The organism is Chryseobacterium proteolyticum, assembly GCF_046591535.1.
GTDB lineage: Bacteria > Bacteroidota > Bacteroidia > Flavobacteriales > Weeksellaceae > Chryseobacterium > Chryseobacterium proteolyticum.
The window spans coordinates 148,885-162,930 of the sequence record NZ_JBJLWK010000003.1; the positions used below are offsets into that span (position 1 = coordinate 148,885).

Annotated in this window: 10 protein-coding genes, 2 tRNA genes and 2 pseudogenes; 12 read left to right on the forward strand and 2 right to left on the reverse strand. The window is 35.2% G+C overall.

Translation table 11 applies throughout. The features are described 5' to 3' along the window. Positions 1-37 precede the first annotated feature (37 nt). The 7 genes from ACJ5H0_RS11515 (at position 38) to ACJ5H0_RS11545 (ending at position 7,681) form a co-directional block, all read left to right on the forward strand. Positions 38-111: transfer RNA gene (locus ACJ5H0_RS11515), tRNA-Asn, on the forward strand. Positions 112-287: 176 nt separating this feature from the next. Then, entirely contained in the window at positions 288-3,449 is a 3,162-nt protein-coding gene (locus ACJ5H0_RS11520) for a S41 family peptidase (RefSeq protein WP_411249665.1), read from the forward strand. A gap of 101 nt (positions 3,450-3,550) precedes the next feature. Next, on the forward strand, positions 3,551-3,811 hold the full coding sequence (locus tag ACJ5H0_RS11525) for a hypothetical protein (protein WP_411249666.1): 261 nt from the start codon (positions 3,551-3,553) through the stop codon (positions 3,809-3,811). 13 nt (positions 3,812-3,824) lie between these two features. Beyond that, entirely contained in the window at positions 3,825-4,589 is a 765-nt protein-coding gene (locus ACJ5H0_RS11530; protein WP_411249667.1) for a hypothetical protein, read from the forward strand. A 267-nt stretch (positions 4,590-4,856) separates the two neighbouring features. Next, a tRNA-Asn gene (locus tag ACJ5H0_RS11535) sits at positions 4,857-4,930 on the forward strand. A 224-nt stretch (positions 4,931-5,154) separates the two neighbouring features. Continuing rightward, positions 5,155-6,255, forward strand: a complete 1,101-nt coding sequence (locus ACJ5H0_RS11540) for a DUF5686 family protein (RefSeq protein WP_411249668.1) — start codon at positions 5,155-5,157, stop codon at positions 6,253-6,255. A 7-nt stretch (positions 6,256-6,262) separates the two neighbouring features. Next, positions 6,263-7,681, forward strand: coding sequence for a DUF5686 family protein (locus ACJ5H0_RS11545; RefSeq protein ID WP_411250343.1), 1,419 nt, complete (start codon positions 6,263-6,265; stop codon positions 7,679-7,681). 311 nt (positions 7,682-7,992) lie between these two features. On the opposite strand, the gene rpmA is transcribed toward ACJ5H0_RS11545, so the two are convergent. After that, positions 7,993-8,250 carry a 50S ribosomal protein L27 gene (gene rpmA / locus ACJ5H0_RS11550; protein WP_007842221.1) on the reverse strand — a complete coding sequence of 86 codons (258 nt, stop codon included), beginning with the start codon at positions 8,248-8,250 and terminating at the stop codon, positions 7,993-7,995. Between the two features lie 18 nt (positions 8,251-8,268). Next, a complete protein-coding gene (gene rplU, locus ACJ5H0_RS11555) occupies positions 8,269-8,844 on the reverse strand; it encodes a 50S ribosomal protein L21 (RefSeq protein ID WP_172281428.1) in 576 nt (191 codons plus the stop codon). 183 nt (positions 8,845-9,027) lie between these two features. On the opposite strand from rplU, the gene ACJ5H0_RS11560 reads away from it, so the two are divergent. The 5 genes and pseudogenes from ACJ5H0_RS11560 (at position 9,028) to ACJ5H0_RS11580 (ending at position 13,858) form a co-directional block, all read left to right on the forward strand. Next, positions 9,028-9,912 carry a neutral zinc metallopeptidase gene (locus tag ACJ5H0_RS11560; protein WP_172281430.1) on the forward strand — a complete coding sequence of 295 codons (885 nt, stop codon included), beginning with the start codon at positions 9,028-9,030 and terminating at the stop codon, positions 9,910-9,912. 111 nt (positions 9,913-10,023) lie between these two features. Beyond that, complete coding sequence (locus ACJ5H0_RS11565) at positions 10,024-11,112, forward strand: acyltransferase family protein (RefSeq protein WP_411249669.1); 1,089 nt, start codon at positions 10,024-10,026, stop codon at positions 11,110-11,112. Positions 11,113-11,175: 63 nt separating this feature from the next. Then, the gene (gene miaE, locus ACJ5H0_RS11570; RefSeq protein ID WP_273650162.1) at positions 11,176-11,754 is read left to right on the forward strand and encodes a tRNA-(ms[2]io[6]A)-hydroxylase; all 579 of its coding nucleotides are present in this window, start codon (positions 11,176-11,178) and stop codon (positions 11,752-11,754) included. A 22-nt stretch (positions 11,755-11,776) separates the two neighbouring features. Beyond that, positions 11,777-12,395, forward strand: a pseudogene (locus ACJ5H0_RS11575) (DUF502 domain-containing protein). An 87-nt stretch (positions 12,396-12,482) separates the two neighbouring features. Beyond that, a pseudogene (locus tag ACJ5H0_RS11580) lies at positions 12,483-13,858 on the forward strand (tryptophanase). Positions 13,859-14,046: the final 188 nt, after the last annotated feature.

Genomic DNA, 14,046 nt, shown 5'->3' on the forward strand with positions numbered 1-14,046 from the left:
TCGTCCTATATTTGCACCACTTAAAAACAAAGGACATTCCTCCTTAGCTCAGTTGGTTAGAGCATCTGACTGTTAATCAGAGGGTCGCTGGTTCGAGCCCAGCAGGAGGAGCAAAAAGACTTACATTTCTGTAAGTCTTTTTTTTTTTGCATATCACAAATTAATAATGCAAAAGATCCTGATATTCTTAAAAAATTAGATATTTGCAACTTATTAAATAATTATAAGAGGAAATATTTTGCAGCGCAAAGTATGACAACATATCCCAAGGAATATCTAATTATCTCATGAAAAGAATCTTTATTTCGTTATTAGCAGCCTTTGCTAGCATTCAAGTTTCAGCACAGGAAAAATCTTATTTTTTATCAAGTCCTTCATTAAGCCCGGATGGGAAAACCGCTTATTTTGCTTATGATGGAGACATCTGGAAAGTGGACTCCAATGGCGGAAACGCTTCCAGAATCACAGCCCTGGAGGGAGAGGAAATTAATCCACGCATTTCTCCAGACGGAAAATGGCTTGCATTCAGTTCCAATCAATACGGAAATTATGACGTGTATGTGATGCCTGCTGAAGGAGGAAGCATTAAACAGTTAACATTTCACACAGGAAAAGATGAAATAGAAAACTGGGGATGGGACAGTAAAACTATTTATTTTACCTCAAACAGGAATAATAACTTTGGAAGTTTTAAAACTACTATTGAAGACAAAACACCACAAAAGCTTTTCAACAATTACTTTAATAATACAAACGGCCTGGCAGAAACTCCTGCGGGTGAATATCTTTTCACAAGTTCATCAGAAAGCGCCAATCAGGTACATCGCAAACACTATAAAGGAGAAAACAATCCTGATATTTTAGGTTATAATCCCAAGAACAATTCCTTTAAACAATATACGAACTATGCAGGAAAAGATTTTAATCCGAGCGTAGATAAAAATGGGACTATTTATTTTATTTCTGATGAAAATAACAATGAATATAATCTTTATGAACTTAAAAATGGCAAAAAGGCACCTTTAACACAATTTGAAACCTCTATTAAAAAGCCATTTGTTTCAGCTAACGGATCCAAAGTAATATTTGAAAAAGATTATCAGCTTTACACCTATGACGTAGCTACAAAAGATATAAAAGCTCTTAATATAAGCCTTAACACAAATAAAACACTGGAGAAAGAACAAAATTTTAATATAGAAAATAATATTTCTTATTATGATATTTCATCAGATGGTAAGAAAATAGCTTTTGTGAGCCGTGGTGTTCTTTTTGTTTCTGATATTGAAGGAAAGTTTACACAACAGATATCTGACGGAAAGGAACGTGTAATGGAAGTAAAATGGCTGAAGGACAATCGCACATTACTTTTTAACCAGACTTACCAGGGATATCAAAACTGGTTTAGTATTGCTGCAGACGGAAAAGGCCAGGTAAAACAATTAACTACTGATTTGCGTAACAACCGCAATATAACCCTGAATAACGACCTTTCAAAAGCAGTGTATTTAAGTGGTCGTGATGAAGTAAGATTAATGGACTTAAAGAGTTTACACTCTACAACTATCGTAAAAGATGAAATCTGGGCTTTTCAAAATTCAAAACCTTCTTTTTCTCCCAATAACGAATATGTACTGTTCTCTGCAAAAAGAAATTTTGAACTGGACATCTTTGTTTATCATATCGGAAAAGGCAAAATCATAAATCTTACCAACACCGGCGTTTCAGAGGAAGATCCTTTTTGGTCACCCAATGGTAAGTATATTTATTTTACAAGTGACCGAACGAACCCTTCTTATCCGCTAGGTATGCAGAAATCTAATATTTACAGAATGGCGCTGGATTGGTTTGATGAGCCTTACAAATCTGAAAGATTCGATAAGCTATTTACTGAGGAGGTAAAGAAACCTGAAACGACAAAGGAAAACAAGGATAAAAAAGAAGAAGACAAAGAAAAAAAGGAAGAAAAAGAAATTGTTGTAAAAGAATTGAAAATTAATCCTGAAAACACTTTGGAAAGGATTGAGCTGGTTACAGACAGGTATGGATACCAGGAAGATCCTACCGTTTTCATGGACGACAAAAAGGAAATTTTATTCTTTAATTCCAATCAGGATAATGGAAAGAAACAACTTTTCAAAAAGGTTTTCACGGATTTTGAAACCGCTAAATCAGAAAAGGTTTTCGATAAAGAAGCCAGCTATATCATCAAAAATGACAAGTCTTTTTTTACATTAATAGAGGGTAACATTTATAAAATGGCCATAGCAACATTAAAGCCAGAAAAGATAAATATCCAGTATACTTTTAACAAAAATCTCGCTTCTGAATTTACCCAGATGTATGATGAAACATGGACTGGGGTTGAAGAAAATTTCTATGATGAAAAATTCCATGGCATCAACTGGAAAGCAAAAAAGGAGCAGTATTCTAAATATCTTCCGTATATCAATAACAGAAATGATCTGCGAATTTTATTGAATGACCTGTTGGGAGAACTCAATTCTTCACATACGGGATTTTCTTCAACAGGAAAGGAAGAAACTAGATATCTGAATTATTTTACCAATGAAACAGGGATTATCTTTAAAAAGGACCAGCCTTATAGTGTCGAAGGTATTGTAAGAAAATCACCCGCTTTCCGTTCCGGGGTTGACATTAAACCAGGAGATCAATTGATTGCTGTAAATGGAAAAAATATTGACGTACACGAAAATCGTGAATCTTATTTTACAAGTCCTAAAAAGCAGGAAGAAGTTATTCTTACTTTCACACGCAATGGCAAGGACATCACCACCAAGGTACATCCGATTTCAAATACAGAATTAAAAGCACTTTTGTATGACGAATGGATATTCAATAATCGGCAACGCGTAAATCAGATGAGCAACAGCCGCATTGCCTATTCATATATGAAAAATATGACTACTGATGAACTGGACCGCTTCCTTCTGGATATGGTGGAGCAGGAAATTCAAAAAGAAGCTGTTATTCTCGATTTACGCTATAATACGGGCGGAAACGTTCATGATAAAGTATTAAATTTCCTTTCTCAAAAACCTTATTTACAATGGAAATACCGGGAAGGAAAAATGACCACACAGCCCAATTTCGCACCTTCCGGAAAGCCTATTGTTCTTTTGATCAACGAAGCTTCGCTGAGTGATGCCGAAATGACCGCTGCCGGTTTCAAGGCTCTGAAATTAGGAAAAATCATTGGCCAGGACACCTATCGATGGATTATCTTCACTTCCGGAAAAAGTCTTGTAGATGGCTCTTATTATAGGCTTCCTGCATGGGGAACGTATACTCTGGATGGCCAGAACCTGGAAAAAACAGGTGTAAAACCGGACATCTATATTAAAAACACATTCATAGACCGACAGCAAGATAATGATCCGCAACTGGAAAGAGCGGTACAGGAAATCCTTAAAGATTTAAAGAAATAAAAAAACAAGGCTTACAGAAATGTAGGTCTTGTTGTATAGGTTACCCCCCCCTATTAATTATCTTGTCATTAAATATTCATTATATTAGCAATAAAATCAGCATGAAAAGAATATTATTCGGAAAGCTTATCTTTTGTTGCGTGATTATTTCTTCTCTAAATCTTCAAGCACAAAATAATAATCTCGATATAGAGCGTATACAATATCTCCATGCCTTAAAAAAGCTTTTGAATAAAGTATGGCCAACATTCGGATCTCCTGAATACACTGCTGATATTGCTTATTTTACCCCTACAAAAACCTTCATAACAGGCAGACCCATTTCAGAAACATTAAAAAAAAAATCCAATAAAAACTTATAGAAGGGGGAATATTTTGATTGAAGAAACAGAACGTCTTGACACACTTGTATTCCATATGTTTACAGCTTATGAAAGCATGGACAGCAGCAAACTATGGTATCACTATCCCGTCATTCTTTGTAGTGATTATGATACAACCCGTAAGTATATTGAAGATGTTCCCAATACCCAAACCTGGGCGACAATCATCTTACATGAGTATTTTCATGGCTTTCAGTTTCGCCATCCGGAGTTCATCCGATATGCTAATGATTCAATAACTATCAGCATAAAGCGACTGCAATCTTATTATGATAATTATTCATGGTTCAAAGAAAGCATAGACAAAGAAAATCAAATTTTATTAGAATGCTTGGCCAGTAAAAACATACAAAAGACAAAGGCTCTCTTTAAGATCTATAAAATGCAAAGAACTCGGAGACTATCAAGATTCTCCCAGATTGAAAAACTTGACCTTACTCATCAGGAAGAATTTCTGGAAAAAATGGAAGGAAGCGCAAGATATATTGAATATCAACTATACCTTGTTTTTAAAACGATACCAACCAACGAGGAACTTATGAATATTGATAAACAGTATGATCCTTTAGCTTTGAAAACATTTAAATTAGAAGATAAACCCTGGATGTACAACAGTAATTCTATCCGCTATTTTTATTCCACAGGCTTCAATATGCTGCGATTGCTTGATAAGTTAAAAATTAAATACAAGGAGCGTTTTTTTGATGACAACACTATTACTCCATACAGATTATTAGAGAAAAAACTGTCTGATTAATTTTTCTTACAAAAGCCAACGATCATCACAGGCAAATTAAAATAATCCCGGAATATAAATCTCCACCACCCCGGCAATGCCTTTCCACAAAATCCCCAATTTTATTTCTATGATTTATTTGAAAATATTGAGAATCGAATTAAAAAAATCAAAATATTTCTTATTGAATTTCAACCTATTTACTTTAAAATTATTGATAATTGAACGTAAAACTTGCTTGATATAAATATTCATATTATATTTGCACCACTTAAAACAAAGGAAAATTCCTCCTTAGCTCAGTTGGTTAGAGCATCTGACTGTTAATCAGAGGGTCGCTGGTTCGAGCCCAGCAGGAGGAGCAAAAAGACTTACAGAAATGTAGGTCTTTTTTTTTTTCATTCGGAATAAATTCTGTTCTATCCTATTGTCTTTTAAAATCATAGCTCATAATTAATCGGATTAGTCCTGTTATTTTTGTTACATTTGCATTTTTATAAATACACACGAAATTTTTTTTAAATCTTATCCGTTTTAAATAAACAGCATACTTTTTGTTTATGCTAAATGCTTGAAGAAATACCTAATGTTAATTAATAACTCTAAATACCACTATCTCTACCTTTTTCTTTTATTTTCCGGTATTGTGTGCGCACAAAATGCTGCAAGTGGCAAAATTGTTGATGCCAAAACCAATAAAGAAGTTACCGGGGTGGATGTATTTATCAATGATAGTAATCAACCTTTTTTAACAACAACTACGGGAGCCTTCAGCGTTCAATCAGACAGTATTATTTACAAATTAAAATTCTTAAGAAAAAGCTATGCCTTACAAAGTATAGACGTTACCCCAGATAATGCCAATAATATCTTCGTAAAGCTTTCCAAAGAAAAGGTGGAAAACATTGAAGAAGTTGTGATCCATAACGAGAAAACGAAATATAAAAACAAGAAGGAAAATCCCGCTTATGCCATTATGCAGGAAGTATGGAAAAGAAAAAGAAATAATGGTTTAAGTAAATTCGATACCTACACTTATAAGGAATACGAAAAAATACAGTTTGACGCTAATAATCTGGACAGCGCCTTTATGAAGAGAAAGATCTTCAACAAGCTGGATTTCATCTTTGATTATGCCGACTCAACGGCAAGTGGAAAAATGGCTCTGCCCATCTTCCTGAATGAATCAATTTATGAAAATTACGGAGAAAATAAGCCCGGCAAGAAAACCAAAAAGCTTTTAATAGCTCAAAAAACATCTGGTTTTCAGGATAATCAAATTGTAACTTTAACGGCGAAAAATCTCTACAGGGACATCAATATCTATGACAATACCCTGAATTATTTTGATATTGGTTTTCCAAGTCCTGTAGGAACTGATGGTTTTAGCACCTATGACTACAATCTGATTGATACGATTGCTATACATGGTGAGAATGCTTATAAAATCAGGTATCAGCCTAAAAGAACAGAAATTTTAGCATTTCAGGGCTATCTTTATATTGATACCGACACTTATGCAGTTTTAGGAGCGACGTTAAAATCAACACAAAAAATGAATGTAAATTTCGTCAATGGGATTTCCACAGAGCTGGAATACGACAACCCCGACGAAAATACTTTCCTGCCTAGAAAATTTGTAACCGTAGTAGAGCTGACCCCTTTCTCAAAAAAAGAAAACATCTAAAAGTATCATCGCTAAAAGAACTGTAGACTATTCGGAATATGAGTTTAACAAGCCACTTGCTCCATCGGTTTTCACCCGAAAGGAGGAAGAGTATGACAATAAGTTTGTTGATAAGGATGACGCTTACTGGGCTAAAGCGAGACCTGATACGCTATCCAAATCTGAACAGGGAGTCTATGATATGCTTGATAAGCTTCAGAAGGTCCCGAAATTCAACCGGATTGTAAAGTTATATGAAACCCTTGGATCGGGTTACTATAACATAACAAAAGGAATAGATTTGGGTCCTATTTTTTCAGTTTATGGAGTAAACGAAGTAGAGGGAGACAGAATAAGACTGGGAGCGAGAAGTTATTTTTCCATGAATGATCCCTGGAGAATCCAGTTTTATACAGCATATGGATTTAAAGATCAGCAGTTCAAATATGGTGTTGAAGCAAAATACATGTTTAATAAAGTCAACCGGTTTATGATCGGAGCAGGCACCAGAAGAGATGTTATGCAGCTCGGTGTTCAGCTAACAACTGATGACGGAATCATGTCTCGTACATTTGCCTCGTCCACAGTTTTCGCGAGGGGAGACAATGCCTCTTTAAGCTCCCTGAATCAAACTAATGTATTTGCTTCTATTGAGCCATGGAAGAACTTTCAAATACGGGTAGATGGAACTATGCAAAGCATCAAATCAGCAAATCCTGACGGCTTCAACCTTATGTATTACAGAAACGGAGAATTAAGAAAAACCGTTAATGACTCCCATGTAACCCTTAGCTTAATAGCAAGACCTAGTGCTAAATTTTCACAAACCGGAGTTGACAGACACGAACATGGAACCTTGGCTCCTACTATTGTTTTAAAGTACACAAGAGGATTGGAAGGCCTGTTTAATGCTGATTTTAATTATAATAAACTACAATTCTTATTTTACAAACCGGTATTAATCGGAAGCTGGGGAAAAACATTAATCAATTTTGAAGCAGGAAAAAACTTCAATACAGTTCCTCTAGCCTTACAAAATATAATTCCCGGAAACCAATCTTATAGTTTGGTAGGAAATACATTTGCACAACTTAATTATTATGAGTTCGTTGCAGATACATATACGACGTTGCATCTGGAACATCATTTCAATGGTAAAATCCTTTCCTATATTCCACTAATCAAGAAACTCAAATTAAGAGAAATAGCATTTATCAGAAGTGCATACGGAACACTGAGCGATGCATCTAAAAAGATTAACGTTGAAGGCTTCAAGTATTCTGCTCCTAGCGATCATATTTATTATGAATACGGTTTCGGAATTGAAAATATTGGATTTGGAAACCTGAGGATCTTCAGGGTAGATTTCAACTGGAGAGGCAACTACCTCAACAGGCCTGACATTTCTACATTTGGCGTAAAAGCAGGATTTCAGGTAGGCTTTTAAAAATACTTTAGAAAGACAAATAATTTCCATCTGATAAGCAGTAAAAACATACAAGAATATCGAGCATTATTCCGTTATCAAAATAGATTAAAGGCAATATAGGCTACTACAGCTAAGCCGGTTTAGAACAGCCAGAAACACTAGAGGAGATCATTACAGCTCAAGATCAGCAACATCATTTTTTTCAGATCCTTTTATGTAGGCTTTCCCGGATTTTCAAGACAAAATTAGGATATTGAAAAAATTCCAGACCATTTAAACATAAAAAAGCCTCAACAATGTTGAGGCTTTTATTTTATAGAACGCTTAGATTAAGCGTTTGGTTCTACAGATACAAAAGATCTGTTATTTGCTTTCTTTCTGAAAACTACTTTACCGTCTACTAATGCAAACAAAGTATGGTCTTTACCCATTCCCACGTTTTCACCTGGGTGGTGTTGAGTACCTCTCTGTCTGATAATAATATTACCGGCAATAGCTTCTTGTCCACCGAAAATCTTTACACCTAATCTTTTAGAGTGAGATTCTCTACCGTTTTTGGAACTACCGACTCCTTTCTTGTGTGCCATTTTATTTGTAGATTATTATTATTTATTAAGAGCTTTAAATTGATCAATGTTCTTAACGATAGCAGCATCTACTTCTTCGTGAGTAAGAACTTTTTTCTCTAATTCAACTTTAACAGCTTTTCCTAAAGTAATTAAAGTTTCTCTGTTTTCTTTAGACTGAGACAAGTTGTGTTTCTTTAAGTGATAGTTCAACTCATGATCTTCACCAAAGTTAACAGTTGCGTTGTCTGAAAGAACTTCAGCCTTTACTGTTTCTTTTTTAGCTGCTTTCTTTGAACCACCTTCAAATCCAGTGATTCCTGTAATTTGAATTTGAGTTAAAGATTGTCTGTGACCGTTTTTCACTTCATAACCTTTTCTTCTTTTCTTTTTGAAAACGATTACTTTATCAGCTTTAACATGGTCTAAGATCTCTGCTTCTACAGTGATCCCGCTTACAGCTGGGGCGCCTACAGTGATTGTACCGTTTACAGTAAGAAGAACTTTATCGAAAGAAACTTTTCCTCCTTTATCTCCTTTTAAACGGTGTACAAACAACTTCTGGTCTTGCTCAACTTTGTATTGAAGCCCTGCTATTTCTACAATTGCAAACATTGTTTATAAATTTTTAGTTATTTCGAGGTGCAAATATACAAATTATTTTATAAACTGCTTACAATCAAAACAATATTTTTCAACACAAATGCTTTTTCACCAACGAAGGAATAATTTTAACTATTTATATATTAATTATCTAAAAAATAATTTATACCTTCGTTTTCACCAAAAAAATATTTTATGAAAAGAAACTTTAAATTCTGCTTTTTAGCAGGAGCTATTGCTGTATTATCTTTATCAGCATGTAACGACGACAAAATGGAAGACAATGTCTTACCAAATTCATCCACCGAAAATGCTAAAATTGAACAACCCGGAGACCTTCAGAGAAGCTGCTCTTATGTTGATCAAAACTGGAGTTCTACAGCAGTCCTTTTAACCGGCTTACAAACGAGCGCCGACACCAACTTCATGAACGGGCAAATGACAAAAATTGCCAGTATGTGGGGAAGAAGTAACCCAACATTGCGATTTGTAAACGATCCTTCCAATTTCAACTCCACCTATAATGCTATTTCCTACTCTACAGGAAAAATCTATTATGGTTATGCGATCTACGCTGATGCAAAAAATAAAGGCGGAGATATCGTGAATGCTATGATCCTGGCACATGAATATGGCCACCAACTACAATATGCTTTTAACCTGCCTTCTGTAAATGAATCTACAGCAAGACCTAATGAGCTTGAAGCCGATGGTTTTGCAGGGTATTATTTAAGAAGACCGAACGGGTATAACAAAACTCAATTCTCTGAAATTGCAGCAGCCTATGAATTTGCACAAAGCATCGGAGATTATCAGACCTCAAGTTATAACCATCACGGAACTCCTCCTCAAAGAAGATCTGCTGTTCGTTTAGGCTTCCTGCTTGGACAGTACAGTTTATCTGCGGCTGATTTCGACTATAACTTCTTTTATTACTATCAAGGAGTCCTTAACGGAACCTATAAAATGGGGAAAAATTCAAGAAATCCTGAAATTGACGCTTATATGAGCCAATATATGGACGAGTTAAGAAAAATCCAAACCGGAGAAATTTCTGCAGAAGAGTTTAGAAAACTTTAAACATTCATTATTAACATATTTAGGAAAGGAGGTAAAGTTCGCTTTACCTCTTTTTTATTTTTAAAATTATTTCCAAACTTTATCTATTTTTGAGCTTTATCAATTACCATAATGAACAGGGATCTCTACATTGATTTTGCAAAAGGATTAGCAACGCTTTCCATTATATTCATCCACACAGCATTCTGGTCGGGACAGTTTTATATCCCGGCGGAAGTCAGGGTCTTTTCTTTAGTATTTGATGTAGCTTTGTTTTATGCATTAAGTGGAATTACATCCGGAGCCAATATTGAGAAAACTTTCTACCGCCTGCTCAAACTACAGATCACCTACATGATTTTTGTAACATTCCTGTTTTTCCTGGATTACTTTTTTAAAGTTTTCGGGTTAAGCTTTTTTTCTATAGAATGGTTGCAAAACTTTTACTCTACATTCGGCTCAAAATACGCGACAACAAATATATCTACGGAACCTCAATGGCAAAATTTAGGAAACTGGTACCTCCATCAATACACCAATGCCGATACATTTCCCGTAGTAATGGGAAGCTTCTGGTATTTAAAAGTATACTTTATATTAGCTGTTTTCGGTGTATTGATTTTAAGATTCTTCCCTAAACATATTAATTGGTTTATAGGACTGTGTATTGCTTTGACACTAATATTTAATTTATTTCCATGGTTTTATCCAACAGGCCAGGTGGGATATGTTGCTTTTTATCTTGCGGTTTTCTTAATTGCCAATAGAATGAGGGGAAAGAAAATCCCTTCCTGCATTATCCCCGCACTTTATGCAGCGGTTGGAATTCTGCTAATCTGGATGTTCTGGTATTATGGAAGCGAAATATTTTACAAGATCAATAAAAATAAGTTCCCTCCTAAAACTCCCTATATCATATGGACCCTGTTTTCACTGGTTACGTTATTTGTTTTTTATAACAGATTAAAGATCACAAAAGAAAATTTTATTACTTATATCGGAAAGAATGCAATATTCTTTTATTTTGCACAGGGAATAAGTTCTTCTCTTGTTTATTTTTTAGTCGTTCATTTCAAGCAAGATGTACCGTGGTGGATATTAATGATTTTAATCTATATCACGAATATTATCCTCGCAACATCGATTGCAGGATTTTTAATAAAAGTAGATCGTTTAGGCTGGAATATTTTAGAATTTTTACGAAGAAAGACCGCTTCTTAAATAACTGGAATAAAACAAGATTTGTTATTGTAATTTACTTTAAATTTACAGAAATTTTAAAACATGTTTAAGTTGAAACTTCCCACGGATCCAAGGTGGGCAAATATTGCGGAAGGAAACATTGAAGAAATTTTAACCGATCATGCCTGGTGCGAACAAAAAGCCGCTACAAACGCTATCGGATTGATTACGATGCTTCCGGAACACCCTGAAATTGTAACAGAACTTCTTGCTATTGCACAGGAAGAACTGGATCATTTCAATCAGGTTCATGAGATCATCAAAAGCAGGGGATACAAGTTCGGAAGAGCCAGGAAAGATGATTATGTAAATGAATTGATGAAGTTCATTATCCAGGGCAGCAGAGAAGATCTTATCGTTGATAAAATGTTATTTGCCGCTATGATAGAAGCAAGAAGCTGCGAGAGATTTAAAGTCCTTACAGAAAATATCAAAGATGAAGAGCTTAAAAATTTTTACAGGGACTTAATGATTTCGGAGGCTAACCATTATACAACTTTCATTAGTTTTGCAAGACAGCTTGGAGATCCCGAAAAAGTAAACAAACGCTGGGAGGAGTGGCTGGAATATGAAGCTAAAATTATTAAGTCATACGGCAATAAGGAAAGCATACATGGCTAAACAAAATTAGTAACTGAATACGTTGAAAAAACTGACTTTCGAAAATATCGCCAATTTTTTCCTGAAAAATTTCTTTCAGGGACTTGTTATTATCGGACCTATCGGGCTAACGATATTTGTCATATGGTATGTGGTCACGTCTATTGATAATATAATTCCATCTGTGGCAAAAGAAATACCGGGTTTGGTTTTTGTATCAACTATTTTAATCACCGCACTTTTGGGCTACCTGGGTAATAAATTCGTTGTGGGAAGATTTTTTTTTCGACACAATGGACAGCCTGTTGGAAAGAACACCCGGGGTAAAACATATTTATACGCCAACTAAAGATGTAATGTCATCATTTGTTGGTGACAAGAAAAAATTTAATGATCCTGTATGGGTAAAAACCAATGAGCATCCTGAGATCTGGAGAATTGGTTTTTTAACCCAGAAAGAAATGGCAGATGTGGATAAACATAATTATGTTGCTGTTTATCTTCCTCACTCCTATGCTATTTCCGGATGGGTAATTGTTACGGAAGAAAAAAACATCAAACCTGTAGTGGGAATGTCTGCTGCTTCTGCAATGAAATTTGCAGTGAGTGGTGGTGTAGCCGGTTTCCACTCCGATGAAAATATATTTAAAGCTCCTGAGTAGCATTCTCCTGCTCCTTTAAATATATACTGATGAATTGAAATTATTTTCAAACAAATTTTCTTTACAAAACAATAAAATACTTAACTCATGAATTTACCGTACGCGGAACCTTTCCGCATTAAAATGATTGAAGAAATCCGTCAATCAACAAGAGAAGAAAGAGAGCAGTGGCTTAAAGAAGCCAATTACAACTTATTCAACTTAAAATCATCACAGGTTTTTATCGATTTACTAACCGATTCCGGAACCGGAGCCATGTCGGACAGACAGTGGGGAGCATTAATGACCGGTGACGAAAGCTATGCCGGTTCCCGTTCTTTCGACCAACTTCACAATACTGTAAAAAATATAACCGGATTCCAATATCTTTTGCCCACTCACCAGGGAAGAGCAGCGGAAAACGTGCTGTTTTCTGTTCTGGTAAAAGAAGGAGATGTAGTTCCCGGAAATTCCCATTTCGATACTACAAAAGGACATATTGAGTTTCGCAAAGCACATGCAGTAGACTGCACAATTGATGAAGCATTTGATATTAATGATCTACATCCGTTTAAGGGAAATATTAATCTTGAAAAGCTGGAAGAGATTTACAAAAGCTATCCAAAAGAAAAAATCCCTTTTTGTTTAATTACCATCACCTGTAATTCTTCAGGAGGTCAGCCGGTTTCTCTGGAAAATATGAAAGCAGTAAGAGAACTTTCCAATCAATACGGAATTCCTGTTTTTTTCGACTCTGCAAGATTTGCTGAAAACGCTTATTTCATTAAAAAAAGAGAAAAAAGCCAGGAAAACAGAAGCATTAAAGAAATCTGCAAAGAGATCTTCTCATATGGTGATGGAATGACCATGAGCTCCAAAAAAGATGGATTGGTAAACATCGGTGGTTTCATCGCATTGAATAACGAGGAGGTTTTCAGAAAGGCTTCCAATTTTACAATTATCTATGAAGGCTTCATAACCTACGGAGGTATGGCCGGAAGAGATATGGCAGCATTAGCCGTTGGACTGGATGAAGCTACGGAATTTGCTTATCTGGAAAGCAGGATCTCCCAGGTTGAATATCTTGGAAATAAGCTGATTGAATACGGAATTCCTGTGCAAAAGCCTATCGGAGGACATGCCGTTTTATTGATTCTTTACATTTCCTTCCAAAAGTATCAAGGGAAGAATATCCGGCACAGACTTTAGGTCTTGAAATCTACAAAGAAGCTGGCATCCGAACGGTTGAAATCGGCACCTTGCTAGCAGACAGAGATCCGGAGACAAGACAAAACCGTTATCCGAAATTGGAGCTGGTTCGATTAGCAATTCCTAGGAGAACCTATACGAATAATCATATGGATTATATTGCTGCAGCGATCAAAAACGTTTATGAACGCCGTGATGAAATCGCAAAAGGATATAAGATAACATGGGAGCCAGATCTTTTAAGACATTTTACTGTTCAATTAGAAAAAGCATAAAAATTAAAACCGGAGTAATTCCGGTTTTTTATTTTATATCCACATACGAGAATAAATTGTTAAAAAAAATCGCAATAAGGAAAAATACACAACATATCATTTATGTATTTTACGATTTTAGCTAATTTTTACTATTTGATTAAAAATTTTCATATAATTATGCATCGCATCCATTTTTCATAACACTT